Here is a 15,002-nt window from a genome sequence, read left to right on the forward strand (position 1 = left end):
TTAATTATTTTCTGTTGTATTATAATTGGGTAATGTAAATACGAATGTGGCGCCTTCAGCGGTATCGTCTTCGGCCCAAATTTTACCTTTGTGATGTTCTATTATTTGTTTGCATATGGCTAAACCCAAGCCGCTTCCTATTGGTTTTTTTACGTTTTGGTTTCGAGATTGATAAAATTTATCAAAAATAGCTTGAAAATCTTCTTTCTTAATTGCCTTGCCGTTGTTGTGTATTTTGACTTCAATATTGTCTTTGTTTTCATGAATGGAAATCACTATTTTCCCGTTTGTCTCAGCGCAGAATTTTATCGCATTGGATACTAAATTGTGAATCACCTGAATGATTCGTTCCTCGTCATAAAAGGCTTTGATCTCTCTTGATTCCTCCTGAAATTCAACATTTATGTTTTTGTTTTTTAGGAGTTGCTGGAGGGAATTCAATGTTTTTTTGATTGTTTTTGAAATGTTGTTTTTAGAGAGGTAAATTTTTTGTTTTCCGGTTTCAAATTTTTCTAAATCCAGAATTTTATCAATTAAACGATTCAAACGATCGGACTCAGAAATGATATTTTGCAAAAACTGTTTTCTCAACTCCTCCGGAATGTCGTCATCATCATGAAGGATTTCGCTTGCCGCACGAATTGCGGTTATTGGCGTTCTCAATTCGTGGGTAACAGTGTCAAGAAATTCATCTTTTTGAATGTCTTTGTTTATTAATTCCAAATTGGCATTTTTGAGTTGTTCGGATATTTTTTTTAATTCATTTGAGGTGTCTGTCAGCTTTTTGTTGATGATGATGTTTTCTTTGGATTCTTCTAAAATTCGCAACACTTCTGGCAGACTGATTTTGTCTTCTTTGACCACGCTTGATATTAATATTTTGGCGGAAGCCGTACCAATGTGTCCTGTCAATAAATTCTCAGCAAATTTTATAAATCGGGCATCGGCGGTGGTGATGTCTTTGTCTATGTTGTATTTCAAATTGAAAATGGTCAGTGCACGTTTTGTTCTTTCTTCCCCTAGAAATCGCTGCAATACTTTTTGAATGTCGGAGATATAGGCCGTTCCTTTCCAAATAAAAGCATTTTCATGATTGGTAATGTATTTGTCGATGTCTACAAACATTTCGGCATAATTGCGTTCCCTGTAATTCCCTTTAAAACTAACGGAAATGGCCAGATAACTCATCAAATTGATTAATAAACTCCAAAAAACGGCATGTGGTATAGGTTCTAAATAATCCAGTCCGAAAAGCTGAAATGGTTTTAGAAGTTCAATTCCCCAAGGGCCTTCTTGAATGAATAAGCTTGTTGATTCGGTTATCCCAATGGCGTAAGGAACTAGAAGGGTATAAAAACAGGTTATAAATCCAAATAAAATCCCTGTTATAGCACCATTTTTTGATCCTCTTTTCCAGAATATGGCACCAAAAAAAGAAGGAGCCAATTGCGCGATTACTACAAAGGCGACAAGTCCTATGGAAACCAAAGAGTAGTCCAGAATAAAAATTCGATAGATAGCATACGCCAGGATAATGAGAGAAAAAATGCCTATTTTCCGACTGATCAAGATGCGTTTGTTGTTTTTTTTCTGGGAATCATTCTCGAGTGAACCTATAAAGCCATAAGGGATTAATAGGTTGTTACTAAGCATAGTGGCGAGCGCAATTGAGGAAACGATTATCATTGAGATCGCTGCCGAAAATCCGCCCAGAAAGACTAAAACCATTACGGTGTTGTTGTTGAAATATTGTGGGATTAACAATGAATAGGTATCGGAATTGAGTCCTTGCCCCTCAAATAAGATGTTTCCTCCCCAAGCAATTGGGAAAACAAAAAGATTAAAAAGCAACAGATAGAGTGGAAAAAGCCAAATGGCTGTTCGAATGTGGCTTTCTTTATTGTTTTCTACGATGGCAGTATGAAACTGTCTTGGCAATAGAAAAATTGCAAACATAGACAACACACAAAGGAAAAACCAGTTGATTCCGTTTGTAATCCCTCCAATGGTATTTTTTTTGTCAAAATTTTCAAGGACACTCGCTTTTTGATAAATATCATCAAACCCATCAAAAACAAAGAAGGTTACGTAAATGCCAATCATTAAAAAGAAAACTAATTTTAGGATTGATTCCATGGCTACGGCAGTTACAATACCACGTCTTTTTTCGGAAGCATCCACGTAGCGTGTTCCATAATAAGAGGCAAATAATGCCAAAGCAAGACACACATATGTAGTTGTATCCGTAAAGATGTTGTCGCTTGATTGTGTTTTGCTGACAATATGAAAGGTATCTGAAATTGATTTTAGTTGTAGTGAAATATAAGGAAGTATCCCAATAACACAAACCATGGTGACTAATGCTCCAAGAAATCTACTGTTTCCGTATCGTAAAGAAATAAAATCTGCTATACTGGAGATTTTATTTACTCTCGAAATTCGGATAATTCTCTTTAGGATGATCATCCACGTTGGTATAATAATAATAGGGCCTAAATAAATAGGTAAATAGGCTAGTCCTGTTTCTGCTGCGACTCCTATACTGCCATAATAGGTCCAAGCAGTACAATATACTGCCAATGAAAAAGAATAGATATACGGATTGTTAGTCCATTTAGAATGTCTTCTTTTTTCAGACCAATGCGCTATGTAAAATAAAATGGAGACATAAAGCGCTAAAATCAGTAAAACCCCTACGCTATTCATAATATCTTTTTATGATTAAGTAGGTTATAGCGATTGAAAATAGCCATGCCGAAAAAATGTAGAGGTAAATTAGGGGTAAACCAAAAATAGGTTTAGAACTGTCAAATAATAGCAAAAGCGGAATATTCAATGCTAATAAGATTAACACTGAGAGTATAACCAGCTTTTGTTCATGTCTTTTTTTCATTGTAAAAAAATAAACAATCTCTGCAAAAAAATGCAGAGATTGTTTTTAAGGAATGCATTTAATTAATCGTTTTTTTCATCGTAATCTCCCATTAAGGAGAAGTACCCAAAGGCTCCCAATCCTAAAACAATTAGTGGGGTGAGTATGAATAGGATGATAATCCCGAATACTAAATCCTCTTGTTTACCGGACATAAATTTGGGCAATCCGAAAGTGAAGATGCAAAAATAGGCTGCAGCAGCTGCTAATGCAATCCAAACTAATCCTAAAATTCTTTTTATTTGATTCATAGCTGTGTTTTTTAAATGTGAGCGTTTTTGTCTTTATTTTTAATGTAAACCATTCCAATTACAAAGCTGATAGCAGCAATAACAATTGGATACCAAAGTCCTTCGAGGTAAAATTCCGGATTCCCGCCCTCTTTTGCATTTATAACAAAATAGGTTGAAATGGCAGGAAGCAGTCCTCCAAAAATTCCATTTCCTACGTGGTATGGTAACGACATAGACGTATATCTAATTTTTACAGGGAACATCTCTACAAGGAAAGCCGCAATTGGACCATATACCATTGTAACAAATATGACCTGAACGAAGACTAGAAATATTAACGACCATTCGTCAGCAGTGGAGATCTTAATAGTTGTTTTGGTGTCTACTTTTGCTTTGCCATCTACAATTACTGCCGTTCCGTTTTCTAAATGTACGGTTTTTATTTCTTGAAAAGTAGTTCCATCCGCATACTCTTTATTGGTGGTGTAAATAGAGTCCATGGTTTGCTTCTTGTTCTCTTTCAGCTCCGCGATTAGCGTTGTTTTTTCTACCATTTCCGTTTTATTGGCTATCGAGGTAGTTTCGTACATACTTTTATAAATAGGTCGGTATAATATGATGGCTAGCAACATCCCGCCCATCATGATGTATTTTCGGCCTACTTTATCACTTAACCAACCAAAAAGGATGAAAAACGGAGTACCAAGCATTAATGCAATTCCCAGTAAAGTGTCAACTTGTGACGAATCAATAGCCATTACTGTTTTCATGAAATTCATGGCATAGAATTGACCGGTGTACCAAACGACCCCTTGACCCATAGTAGCTCCAAATAAAGCTAATAAGACAAATTTCAAATTGTAACGATTTCCAAAACTCTCTTTCAATGGATTGGTACTGGTTTTTCCTTCCGCTTTTGCTTTAGCAAAAACAGGAGATTCATCCATATTTTTTCTAATTAAATAGGAAACGCCAACCATGATGATAGATACCCAGAACGGAACTCTCCATCCCCATTCGTCAAATTGCTCTGGCGTAAGGATATTTCTAGTGGCTAAAATCACCATCAAAGAGATGAATAAACCCACCGTTGCAGTAGTTTGAATCCACGAAGTCCAGTAGCCTCTTTGTCCTACAGGGGCATGCTCTGCTACGTATGTTGCGGCTCCGCCATATTCACCACCCAAAGCAAGACCTTGAAGCAAACGTAGAATTAACACTAATAAAGGAGCCATAAAACCAATGGTTTCATAACTCGGAATACAACCAATCAGGAACGTGGCTCCACCCATCAAAAGTAAGGTGACCATGAAGGTGTATTTTCGGCCAATTAAATCGCCTAATCTTCCAAAGAAAAGGGCTCCAAATGGTCTAACTACAAACCCTGCTGCAAATGTTGCCAAAGTAGATAAGAAAGCAGCTGTTGGATTATCCGAAGGGAAAAATTTAGTTGAAATTACAACTGCTAAACTTCCAAAGATGTAAAAGTCATACCATTCGATCATGGTACCCATTGAGGATGCGGAAATAACTTTCCAAATTCCTTTTGTTGATTTTTCTTTCATGTATTGTTATTTTTAAAATTGATTATAGATAAATTTGAAGTTGTACTATGAAGTCTCCTAATGATCCTGAGCGGTTTGTAAGAGAGGTGTATACGGGTCTAGTTGAATATTGTGCCGTTATTTTGGCATGGTGTCCATCTAGGAAAAAGTTAGATCCTACATCAAACTGTGTGCTTGATTGTTCCAAAGCATCAAAGTTTTTATAGGTAACAGCACTAAAAGGCTGGATACGAATTTTAGGTTTCGCTTCTTTACATGGCAATAAAACACCAGCTTGTGTGTACCAAATATTTCCAGATCCCATCGTTGGCTGTGCATTTCCAGCTCCCGCTATAGCTCTACTCCCTGTGAAATTTGGATCTACTGAGCCAATATTCATAATCCCAACATTACGCAAATAATTAGGACCAAAATCATAATCATATAGTACACTGTAAGCTGTAACTGCCATTTTGTTTTCTTTTTTTCCAATAGGCATATCAAGAAAAACATCGGCAGAGAAAAGTTTGATGTCATGTTTGTTGATAGTGCTGTTTACAGAAGTTTTTGTGGCATCAGGCGCAGTGTAAAAACCAGCGCCAATGTTGAATACTTTTTTAGTTCCTAAATAGCTACCTACTTTAAAAGGCAATACATTAGCTTCTTGATCTAAAAATTGATACTCAAAATAACCCGCTTTAGACCATTTTGTATTTCCACTGTTATCTACAGCTACGGCATTCGATGCATTCGAGGTATTTGTAGGTGTTAAATTCGTAGCATATGGTTTATTATAACTCATTCTGTATTCTAACTTACCGTATTTTCCTTTAGCGAATAAACCTACTTGTCTGGCAAACTGATCGGAGTTCTCTATTAAAGGCCAGTTAAAAACAGGGGCGTCTATGGTTAAGAAGTTTAGCGTTGAAGCCATCGTAAGTCTAGACAATCCCATGTAGTAGTGCAATCCAGCACCGAGGGTGAAACTAAATTTCTTATCTTTTTCTGGCAATACAACTGCATATTCATTCCATGCGTCATGAAAGAATAAACCTGGTTTTTTTCCGGCACCGTAGCCACCAGTACCTGAGGATCCTGCTGCACCACCGTTAATAAAAGTTTGGTTGTTGATTCCAAAATGGGTTAAGATCATGTATCTTTTGGATACTTGTGCATAAGCTAGAAAACGCAAACGTCGATTACCAATGTCGGTTGCAGTTGAAGTTGCTTCGCCACCAATCATTGTTCCTGGATTCATCTGAGAGGAACGCATCCAGATCTGGTTCCATGCAATTACACGCATGAATTTGGAACCGTCTTCGTTCAGGTTAAATTTCAATCCAGCGCCATAGTCAGTAGAGCCTTGTGAAAAACTTTTTAGCGACAATAATAATAGTACCGCTATAAAAAATATTTTTTTCATAAATAAAATTTTGGTTATTAAATGGTTGGTTAATAAAGTGCCAAATTGAGTTATTTAATTCTAGAAAAAAATTTTGATATATTTTTATGTAAAGATATATAGTTAGTCCTTGAATCGTTCCCATTTTATGAGCATAAATTTGTCTCCTAGTTCTGTAATGATCATGCCTGCCCCGGATAACAATTGTTTGTTTTTGAGGTATTCTACCAGTTCTAAGTGACTAAAAATCTTATAAGTAGGGTGGTAGTTTGCGTGCGAAGGTTTTTTGATGTTAAAGGACTTTACCCAATTGCTGATCGTAACATGTGAAACGCCAAGAATACGCTCTATTTCTCGAAAACTGAGTCCTTCCAGATACAGCTGTAAAGCCTTGGTAACATAGTAATCATCAATCTTTTTTCCTATTTTGTTAACCGTGAAAAAATACTTGCATTTTTTGCATAAATACCTTTGTTTACTGTTAATTATGCCGCTTTTTATAATCTGATTGTTTTGGCATTTAGGACAGCTTAAAATCTCCATATATATAAATTTTGCATAAATATAGTAATTTAGCAACAATTTAAAAATGAATTGTGTAAAAAAAATGGATTTATTTTGCACACTATCTGTTTTTATTGGGGAATGCTTTAATTATAAGTAGATAAATGCAGTTTTATATAAAATGGTTTTTAGAAAATAGAAATTAAATAGGTGTTGAAAATTAAATAGGGTTTGCCTCTTTGTAGTGACTTTTTTTAGACAAAAATATCTTCGGTAGTAAATAAAAAGCGCTATTCAATCTGAAGAATAGCGCTTTTTATTGGTATTGAAATTGGTTCTAAAGGAGGAGTCTTCACCAACACCAGAAGGAATTCGGATGTTTTCTACAATTTCCTGAACTTCCTGCGGTGGTTCCGGTGTAAAACTATTGATAATAAAAGCAACAATGAAATTGGCTAGCATAGCGATTGTACCAAAACCTTCTGGAGAAATGCCAAAGCGCCCGCAGCTACCAAAGCAATAACCCAATCCGGTAAATTGGCAATTTCCGGATTTGCCAATACCATAATGTCATTGTCATTTTTTAGTTCACTTCCCTTTAATCCTTTTGCTTCAGCAGTGGCTATAAAAGCCGAATCCTTTTGCTTCAGCAGTGGCTATAAAAGCCGGATCCTTGCTGTGCAAACCAAAATCCCAGTGGAAATCCGCCCAGTTTTATGGTGTTTAATTGTTCTGCAAATAGTATTCCTGCTCCAAAAGAAGCGATAAGCTAGATCGCTAGTAAAATAAAGAGGTATCGTATATTTTCCTTACAATAGGCGCTTGCGTTTTCTGGTGTTGTCATACTGTTTTTTTTAATAGATTAATTTATAAATAGATCATGGCTTGCAATGTAATGGTATTGATGGTGTTGAACGTAGCATATTTCAGAGATTGAAATTCTAACGTTAATTTTGAATTATGGCCGCTGAAATAAGCATTGGCGCCAATTCCAAATTGATTTGCAGAATCATCTAAAACATCAATTTGACGATTGTCATAAGATACATACGGCTGGATACGGGTTTTAGATTCTCCCGGAATAACATACCCTACATGACCGTGAACTAGAGAGCCGGTTTCGTATGTAGTTCCTAATCTAAAATTTTCGCCATAATCTGTTTTTTGAAACATACCATAAGCGGTTATGGCACCTCCTTTAGTGCCAACTGGGACATCGTAAAAAGCATCCAGAGCAAAAATGTTTACATTTTCACCACTTATATTTCCCGAAGCATCCGCTACGACTGCACCATTAGGATGGGAAAAAAAACCGGCTCCAATATTAAATACTTTTTGTGTTCCTAAATAGGATCCTACTTTATAGGGCAAAACATTACTTTCGGTATCAAAAAGGCTGTATTCAAAATAACCGGCAAAGGTTTTTCCGGCAGCTTTTGAACCCAATAACCTTCTGCCGGTATAGGTGGCGGCTCCATCATTAGTAGGCACAACTAATTGTTCTAAATTATTATTTGAGGCTTCATTCACAGAAACGCGATACTGTAACTTTCCAACGGTTCCTTTTGCATAAACCCCAATATGTCTGGCAAATTGATCCGATAAACCCAGCGTAGCCCAGCCTTGACGCGTATTGTCTAAGGTCATTAAGTTCAAAGTTCCTTGGTTGTTCATTCTGGAGATTCCGTTCCAATAATGCAGCCCTGCTCCCACGGCATTATTTGCGCCCACACTGTACTGTGCCCATGCATCATGAAGAAAAAATTGTGGGCCATCACCAAGTCCGGTTGGCGTCATTGAATTAGCATTTAAACTATTCAATCCAACATGAGTGACTATCAGAAAGTCTTTATTAATTTGTGCTAACAATAATACTCTGGATCTCCTAACGCTAAAATCGAGATCGCCTTGTTGGTTTCCATTGGCATCTAAAGGGCGATCCGAATTGTATTGGGACCAAATTTGAGCCCAGGAAATCACCCTTAGATATTTTGTTCCTTCGTCATTTAAATCGAATTTCATCCCAGCCCCATAATCTGGAGAACCTTGTGAAAAACCTTTTAAAGAGAAGAGCAATACGAAAACTATCAAATACGTTTTTTTCATAATAAATTAGAATTTAAGGCGTTAAAAAATATTCTTGCAACAATGCTAAAGTCCAATTTTATATTTAGTATAAAAATATATGGTATATATATAAGTTAAATACTATAGTTTTTATTTAAATTAAAGCCTGAATGCACCGGAATAGATAAGTATGTTTGTGGTTGATACATGCCTGACAAGAACAAAAATGGATTGGTTTTTGACGAAGCGTATTCAATTAAAATTCTAAAAATCAATGTTTTAAATTATTTTTATTTGTAATTATATTTTTTTTAAGGAATTTAACCGCTATTGGTTCAGCGGGAACAACACGATTCTTGCCTTGTTTTAAAATCAATACGATTTCTTAAATTAGGAATGCTTTTGTTGTATTAAAAAAGAGTAATAAGGGAAATGCAGTGGTTGTTTTATAAATATTTCTCAAATAAAATTTATTAGTATCTTTCTTTTTTTTGTATTGCTTACAGAGCTTAAGCTCTGTGTAACTATTTTTTTTAAAGAAGAAAAGGTTCGTGTGTATATAAATTTTGCATAACTATAGTAAATTTGCAATTATCCAAAAAACGAATTATGTAAAAAATAACATATATTTTTATATTATTCTGTTTTATATTCAGTTAATTATCTTAATAAACGACGATACAATAGGTTTTTTGCTTAATAATCACATATTGACTGTATCTTGAATTATTTTTATTTTTTAACTAAAACGATAAAACGACTAGGATTTTAATATAATTTTTGTCTTTTTGTATAAATCTAATTTATTTATCATAAATAAAAAACTGCTTTTGAAGAGGCAAATCGGATGCATCCTTTGATAGGAATCTATCCGAAACGAATAGTGCCAGTTTTAAAAAAGGCAATTGATGAAAATGATTTGAAAATGACACGCTCCATTGCATCTGTACAATACCAATTGATTCCAATTCCGAATGAAAAACGACAGGTGTTTAAAAATATAAATTCTGTTGCCGAGTTGAACGAATTGAATACCAATTTATCCCAGTTAAAATGAAAAATTCCAATACACCAAAATTGACAATCGTAGGGGCTGGTCCTGGAGATATAGAGCTGATTACTTTGAAAGCGATCAAAGTATTAGAAAGTGCCGCTGTTGTTTTGTATGATGCCCTTGTAAATGAAGAATTGTTGCAATATGCGACGCAGGCAGAAATTATTTTTGTGGGGAAACGTTTAGGTTGTCACGCCTACAGTCAAGATCAAATTAATGAATTGATTGTATCGATGGCAAAACGTTTTGGTCATGTCGTCCGGTTGAAAGGCGGCGATCCATTTGTTTTTGGAAGAGGAAGCGAAGAGATTGAATATGCTGAAAAATTTGATTTGGAAACCGCAATTGTTCCCGGAATTTCATCGGCTTTAGGTGTCCCGGCGTCTAACGGAATCAGTTTGACACAGCGAAAAATTGCTGAAAGTTTCTGGGTAATCACCGGAACTACTTCGAATCATAAATTATCTAAAGATGTGGCTTTGGCATCGCAATCTGCGGCAACGGTGGTTATTTTGATGGGAATGAATAAATTAGACGAAATTATTTCGATTTATCAAAACAACAGAACCGATGATTTACCGGTTGCCATCATTCAGAACGGAACAAAAGACACGGAGAAAAAAGTGGTGGGAACCATCAATTCTATTGTGAAATTGGTTCAAGAACACCAACTTTCGTCACCTGCAATTATTGTCATTGGAGAAGTGGTACGTAATGCTTCAAAACTAACGGCTTATTTTCAAAAGAAGAATGTTGAAGATGTACCTGTTTCTGATAAAGAAATAGTTGAAAACAGTACTTTTACGGGGAATAAAAATAGGTTGTAGTATAAATATCATAAAGTAACCGAGTTGAAGGTCTTAAAGTTGAAAGTCATAAAGTCCGTTGTCGATAGCGATTGTCTTTAATGATTGTCTTAAACATTTTAAAGTACAAAAATAATTAAAAAGTAGTTCGTAGTTTCTATAATTAGTCGTTATCAGATTTAACCTGAAACTTTAAACATTTAAAAAAAAATGGTTGATATCACACATAAAATAAGTACGCTTCGTACAGCAACCGCAAAGGCCACAGTAATTGTGAGTCTTCAAGCCACAATTGACGCCGTTATAAATAATCTGGTTCCCAAAGGAAACGTACTGGAAATGGCTAAAACGGCTGGTTTATTTGCCGTGAAAAACACGCATTTATCCATTCCGGATTGCCATCCTATTCCAATTGAATTTACATCGGTGGAATATGAAATTAACGAATTACGCATTGATATTATTTTCAACGTGAAAACGGTTTACAAAACCGGAGTTGAGGTAGAGGCGATGCACGGTGCTTCGATTGTGGCGCTTACGATGTATGACATGCTGAAACCAATTGATAAAAATATCGAGATTTCAACCATTAAATTAATTAGTAAGGAGGGCGGAAAATCGTCTTTTAAAAATAGATTTCCATCCGCAATTAAAGCGGCGGTTTTCGTTTGTTCCGATTCTATTTTTGCGGGAGATAAACAAGATCGTTCCGGAAAAATAATCGTTGAAAAATTGGAAATTAGCGGTGTAGAAACGACGCATTACGAAATCATACCGGATGAAATTGATGTGATTCAGGAGCGGACTAAAGCTTTTGCCAAAGAAAATCAATTAATCATTTTTACAGGAGGAACCGGGCTTTCGCCAAGAGATGTTACCCCGCAAGCACTGGAACCTTTATTAGAAACCCGAATTCCGGGAATCGAGGAAGCCATACGCAGTTATGGGCAACAACGCATGCCGTATTCCATGCTTTCCAGAACAGTCGCGGGAACTTTAGGGAATTCGTTGGTATTGGCTTTGCCAGGTTCAACCAATGGCGCAAAGGAATCTATGGATGCGATATTTCCTCATGTGCTGCATGTTTTTCATATTTTGAAAGGCAATAATCATGATATCAAATAAGGCTGTTTTATCGAATGATTTTGGATGTAAACACCACTATTTACGTATTTCTCTAATTGAGAAATACAATTTGCGTTGCACCTATTGCATGCCGGTCGATGGAATTGTAGTACCTCCAAAAGCGAGCCTGATGACGACTGACGAAATTCAAGCAATCGCCCAAATATTCGTCAATAATGGTGTTGACAAAATAAGATTGACCGATTTCGATTCGGTTTATAGAATTCATGCCTTTTGGAGGAAATGAGTGGAACAAGAGCAAAATGGTTGCTCAAAAGGAGATTCTGGATCAGGTGTTACATCATTTCCGGCAATCCGATGTAGAGAAATTAGAAGACGATAAAAACTTCACTGCCAGAGAATTAAAAACACGAAACTATTTGGGAAGTTTTGGAATTATCAGTTCGATAGCCAATCCTTTTTGTTACAGTTGCAACAGAATTCGCCTTACGGCCAATGGGCAACTAAAAAACTGTCTGTTCTCTAACTCCGAAACAGATTTACTGACGCCTTTCAGAAATGGCGAAGCGATAGAAAACTTGATTGCTTTTGCCATTAAAAACAATAACCCCTTAACTTAATGACATTGCCCGCTCGTGCCCATAATCAAATTCTTCAATCAGTTGAATTCCTCGAGGCTTTACCCCGGGGTTAGAGAGGAAAGTTAGCAAGTCCACTATCGTTGCGCTCACATATCCGAGTCATCAGGTATATCTCCGGATTTCTATGTTTTTTAGTGAAGTTTCTATAAAGCAGAAAGAAATTTTGCAATTTCAATAATACTCTTTTCCTCTTTCAAAGAAAAGGTATTCTTTTTTAAGTAAACTGCAATTTTCTCTTTTTTCATTGGGAACAAGTCTTGAAGCTCTTTCTTGTTCTTTGGCATTGGTCTTGCTGTTTTATTTTCTAAACTTAGATAATACTCTGCATTTGTTTTAACAAATTTTGCGGGTTTAGCTTGCTGATAGCTTGTTCTGGCCTCTGTTGCTTTTTGGAGTATAATTTTATCTCTTCGGTACAAGGCGAGATAGCTTGTACCATGTAATTCAGATAGGTACCCATAAACGTCGCCTTCTTTATTTGTGTAATTTAAAAGTTTTAATTTATTTTGGTTAGAAACCATAGTGATGGTATTATATGGAGCTTTTTTTGTGAGCGAAAAGAATTGGTCACCCTCACTTTGAATCTCTAGAGTGTCTGTGACGGCATTGTATCGCACCATTAATTTTTTTGGAACATCAGAAACTTCCGCTAATTGAAAGTCTTTATTGAGGTACTGCGTGCCTTCTGTTTTTGCTAAAACAGGATTGTTTAAATCAGTGCTTCGATATAATACACCAGTTGAGTATGGGTCAATTTTATCAAGATATCCTTGAGAATAGCTATTTAAAACAATGCAGAACAGGAATAAGACGTTAACGGTTATTTTTTTCATTTTAGTTAGATTTAGGTATCCAAGCATTAATTTTATTTTCTAATATCGCTAAAGGCATTACACCGGATTCCAATACTTTTTCATGGAATTTTTTAATATCGAATTTAGCACCCATTTTTGTTTCGGCTTTTTTACGTAATTCTAGAATCTTCAACTGACCAATTTTATAGGATAAAGCCTGTCCAGGGATGGCCATATACCGCTCTATTTCTGGAATAATACTAGCTTCACTTTCGGCCTCATTTGCTAATGAATATTGGATGGCTTGCGCTCTAGTCCAGCCTTTGGAGTGCAGTCCAGTGTCAACTACTAGTCGCACTGCGCGGTGCATTTCATTGCCCAGCATTCCAAAGTATTGATATGGATCTTGATACAATCCCAGTTCTTTTCCTAAGCTTTCCGTGTACAAAGCCCAACCCTCACCATAAGCGCCAAACCAATTGAATTTTCTGAAGTCAGGAAGATTTTCGTTTTCCTGCTGCAAGGATATTTGGAAATGGTGTCCAGGAACGGCTTCATGCAAAAACAAATCTTCATCGCCGTACATATTATAATTCGCTACATCAGGTATCGGAACATAGAAAATGCCTGGGCGCGAACCATCAGCAGTTCCTTGATTGTACTCGGCGCTAGCCGTTTTTTCTCTAAAGGCTTCTGTTCTTCTGATTTCAAACTTCGTCTTGGGTTGGAGTGCGAATAATTTATCTACATTCGGTTTGATTCGGGTATAAATGCTTTGAAAATTGGCTATAACCTCTTCTGGTTTTGTAAATGGTTTTAATTCTTTTTTGTTTCTAACCACTTCAAAGAATTCTAATAAAGTGCCTTTGAAACCTACTTGCGTTTTTACCTTTTCCATTTCGGCGTTCAATCGTGCGACTTCTTTTAATCCCAGTTCGTGAATTTGTTCGGGAGTCATATCAGTAGTGGTCCATTGTTTTACATACGTGGCATATAACTCTTTTCCAAAAGGCAAACTTCCTATTCCGCTGGTAGCTCTGGAAGCAGGAAGATATTCTTTATTCAGGAAATCGGCCATTTTCTTGTATTGCGGAATCAATTTGTTGTTGATGGTTGCGGTATATTTTGCGGTTAACTCGTTTTTGATTCTGTCAGGAAAAGTAGTAGGCAGGAGTATTATAGAAGAATAAAACAAATTGTCTTCGATTTTAGGTGTAGCCATTTCTGCAAATTGTGGAATCAGTTTTACCGTTAATGATTTTGGTAAAACAACCCCTTTTGCCATTCCTTTTTTCATATACACCATTGCTGAATCGATCCAGACAGCATATTTGTCCATTCTTTTTAGGAAATTGGTGTAATCTTGTTCTGTCTTAAATGGTTGTGCACCGGTTCCTCCCGCAAATTGTCCCATGGTTAGATGTGTTCCCCAAAATTGATGTACCGGCAGCAAATTTGTCGGTTGTTTTAATAAATCTTTCCCGATTTCAACTTCCCATTTGATGATTTCGTAACTGTTTTTTTCCTCTTCGGATAAGTCTTCAATAGCAAATCCTTTTAAGGCAGTTTGGTATTTGTCAAAGAAAGCTTCTTGTGATTTTCTAAAACTGTCCGTCATTTCAAACTGCAGTTGGTCGTTGTATTGGTTTTGACCACTTTGGGTCGCATCCAGAGGATTCATAGCATTTTTGTCGTCAAAATAATTTTCTGTCAGACTGCTAAAGTCTTGTTTTTTTTCTTCCGATTTACAATTAAGTAGCAATAATGAAGTGGTTACGGAAAGTAAAAGAGTGGTTATTTTTTTCATAATTATATTTGGTAATAGATTGAGCTAATTTATTGTTTTTTTTTCAAATTCAAATGTAAGAATAGTTTTTCGTTTGTAAAAACATCTTTATTTGTCATAAAATTTAGTTAACGCGCCATCGTACAGTTTGTT

13 protein-coding genes and 2 pseudogenes are annotated in these 15,002 nt (G+C 36.0%); 5 read left to right on the forward strand and 10 right to left on the reverse strand.

Annotated elements, in window-relative coordinates:
- The 8 genes and pseudogenes from EKL97_RS02420 to EKL97_RS02460 all read right to left on the reverse strand — a co-directional run bounded on the left by EKL97_RS02420 (position 1) and on the right by EKL97_RS02460 (position 8,721).
- Positions 1-2,706 carry an ATP-binding protein gene (locus EKL97_RS02420; RefSeq protein ID WP_126553130.1) on the reverse strand — a complete coding sequence of 902 codons (2,706 nt, stop codon included), beginning with the start codon at positions 2,704-2,706 and terminating at the stop codon, positions 1-3.
- A gap of 249 nt (positions 2,707-2,955) precedes the next feature.
- Complete coding sequence (locus tag EKL97_RS02430; protein ID WP_126453866.1) at positions 2,956-3,183, reverse strand: DUF6814 family protein; 228 nt, start codon at positions 3,181-3,183, stop codon at positions 2,956-2,958.
- 11 nt (positions 3,184-3,194) lie between these two features.
- The gene (locus EKL97_RS02435; RefSeq protein ID WP_126458370.1) at positions 3,195-4,730 is read right to left on the reverse strand and encodes an MFS transporter; all 1,536 of its coding nucleotides are present in this window, start codon (positions 4,728-4,730) and stop codon (positions 3,195-3,197) included.
- 22 nt (positions 4,731-4,752) lie between these two features.
- Entirely contained in the window at positions 4,753-6,132 is a 1,380-nt protein-coding gene (locus EKL97_RS02440) for a porin (RefSeq protein WP_126567993.1), read from the reverse strand.
- Between the two features lie 102 nt (positions 6,133-6,234).
- Positions 6,235-6,654, reverse strand: coding sequence for a helix-turn-helix domain-containing protein (locus EKL97_RS02445; RefSeq protein WP_126453860.1), 420 nt, complete (start codon positions 6,652-6,654; stop codon positions 6,235-6,237).
- A 255-nt stretch (positions 6,655-6,909) separates the two neighbouring features.
- Positions 6,910-7,113: pseudogene (locus tag EKL97_RS15650) on the reverse strand (hypothetical protein); the annotation flags it as partial.
- Positions 7,114-7,282: 169 nt separating this feature from the next.
- Positions 7,283-7,459: pseudogene (locus tag EKL97_RS15655) on the reverse strand (sodium/substrate symporter small subunit); the annotation flags it as partial.
- A 23-nt stretch (positions 7,460-7,482) separates the two neighbouring features.
- Positions 7,483-8,721, reverse strand: a complete 1,239-nt coding sequence (locus EKL97_RS02460) for a hypothetical protein (protein WP_126567995.1) — start codon at positions 8,719-8,721, stop codon at positions 7,483-7,485.
- A gap of 808 nt (positions 8,722-9,529) precedes the next feature.
- On the opposite strand from EKL97_RS02460, the gene EKL97_RS02465 reads away from it, so the two are divergent.
- The 5 genes from EKL97_RS02465 (at position 9,530) to EKL97_RS15760 (ending at position 12,248) form a co-directional block, all read left to right on the forward strand.
- On the forward strand, positions 9,530-9,739 hold the full coding sequence (locus tag EKL97_RS02465) for a hypothetical protein (RefSeq protein WP_126567996.1): 210 nt from the start codon (positions 9,530-9,532) through the stop codon (positions 9,737-9,739).
- On the forward strand, positions 9,736-10,563 hold the full coding sequence (cobA, locus tag EKL97_RS02470) for a uroporphyrinogen-III C-methyltransferase (protein WP_126567998.1): 828 nt from the start codon (positions 9,736-9,738) through the stop codon (positions 10,561-10,563). The genes EKL97_RS02465 and cobA overlap by 4 nt, the downstream gene beginning before the upstream one ends.
- Positions 10,564-10,752: 189 nt before the next feature.
- Positions 10,753-11,667: a bifunctional molybdenum cofactor biosynthesis protein MoaC/MoaB gene (gene moaCB, locus EKL97_RS02475; protein WP_126458380.1), complete on the forward strand. Its 915-nt coding sequence runs from the start codon at positions 10,753-10,755 to the stop codon at positions 11,665-11,667.
- Entirely contained in the window at positions 11,654-11,914 is a 261-nt protein-coding gene (locus EKL97_RS15755; protein WP_233579254.1) for a hypothetical protein, read from the forward strand. Before moaCB ends, EKL97_RS15755 begins: the two co-directional genes overlap by 14 nt.
- A complete protein-coding gene (locus EKL97_RS15760) occupies positions 11,895-12,248 on the forward strand; it encodes a hypothetical protein (protein ID WP_233588539.1) in 354 nt (117 codons plus the stop codon). Before EKL97_RS15755 ends, EKL97_RS15760 begins: the two co-directional genes overlap by 20 nt.
- Positions 12,249-12,412: 164 nt before the next feature.
- On the opposite strand, the gene EKL97_RS02485 is transcribed toward EKL97_RS15760, so the two are convergent.
- Together EKL97_RS02485 and EKL97_RS02490 are read right to left on the reverse strand one after the other, a co-directional pair.
- A complete protein-coding gene (locus EKL97_RS02485) occupies positions 12,413-13,102 on the reverse strand; it encodes a hypothetical protein (protein WP_126568000.1) in 690 nt (229 codons plus the stop codon).
- A gap of 1 nt (position 13,103) precedes the next feature.
- Positions 13,104-14,870, reverse strand: a complete 1,767-nt coding sequence (locus tag EKL97_RS02490; protein ID WP_126553138.1) for a DUF885 domain-containing protein — start codon at positions 14,868-14,870, stop codon at positions 13,104-13,106.
- Between the last annotated feature and the right edge of the window lie 132 nt (positions 14,871-15,002).

The organism is Flavobacterium sp. LS1P28 (genome assembly GCF_003970335.1).
Taxonomy (GTDB): Bacteria; Bacteroidota; Bacteroidia; order Flavobacteriales; family Flavobacteriaceae; genus Flavobacterium.

Excerpts from the sequence above, each read along its gene's own strand:
- EKL97_RS02490 (WP_126553138.1), bottom strand. The coding sequence starts at position 14,870 with ATGAAAAAAATAACCACTCTTTTACTTTCCGTAACCACTTCATTATTG.
- EKL97_RS15755 (WP_233579254.1), top strand. The coding sequence starts at position 11,654 with ATGATATCAAATAAGGCTGTTTTATCGAATGATTTTGGATGTAAACAC.
- EKL97_RS02465 (WP_126567996.1), top strand. The coding sequence starts at position 9,530 with ATGCATCCTTTGATAGGAATCTATCCGAAACGAATAGTGCCAGTTTTA.
- EKL97_RS02435 (WP_126458370.1), bottom strand. The coding sequence starts at position 4,730 with ATGAAAGAAAAATCAACAAAAGGAATTTGGAAAGTTATTTCCGCATCC.
- moaCB (WP_126458380.1), top strand. The coding sequence starts at position 10,753 with ATGGTTGATATCACACATAAAATAAGTACGCTTCGTACAGCAACCGCA.
- EKL97_RS02460 (WP_126567995.1), bottom strand. The coding sequence starts at position 8,721 with ATGAAAAAAACGTATTTGATAGTTTTCGTATTGCTCTTCTCTTTAAAA.
- EKL97_RS02430 (WP_126453866.1), bottom strand. The coding sequence starts at position 3,183 with ATGAATCAAATAAAAAGAATTTTAGGATTAGTTTGGATTGCATTAGCA.
- EKL97_RS02445 (WP_126453860.1), bottom strand. The coding sequence starts at position 6,654 with ATGGAGATTTTAAGCTGTCCTAAATGCCAAAACAATCAGATTATAAAA.
- EKL97_RS02485 (WP_126568000.1), bottom strand. The coding sequence starts at position 13,102 with ATGAAAAAAATAACCGTTAACGTCTTATTCCTGTTCTGCATTGTTTTA.
- EKL97_RS02420 (WP_126553130.1), bottom strand. The coding sequence starts at position 2,706 with ATGAATAGCGTAGGGGTTTTACTGATTTTAGCGCTTTATGTCTCCATT.
- EKL97_RS02440 (WP_126567993.1), bottom strand. The coding sequence starts at position 6,132 with ATGAAAAAAATATTTTTTATAGCGGTACTATTATTATTGTCGCTAAAA.
- cobA (WP_126567998.1), top strand. The coding sequence starts at position 9,736 with ATGAAAAATTCCAATACACCAAAATTGACAATCGTAGGGGCTGGTCCT.
- EKL97_RS15760 (WP_233588539.1), top strand. The coding sequence starts at position 11,895 with ATGCCTTTTGGAGGAAATGAGTGGAACAAGAGCAAAATGGTTGCTCAA.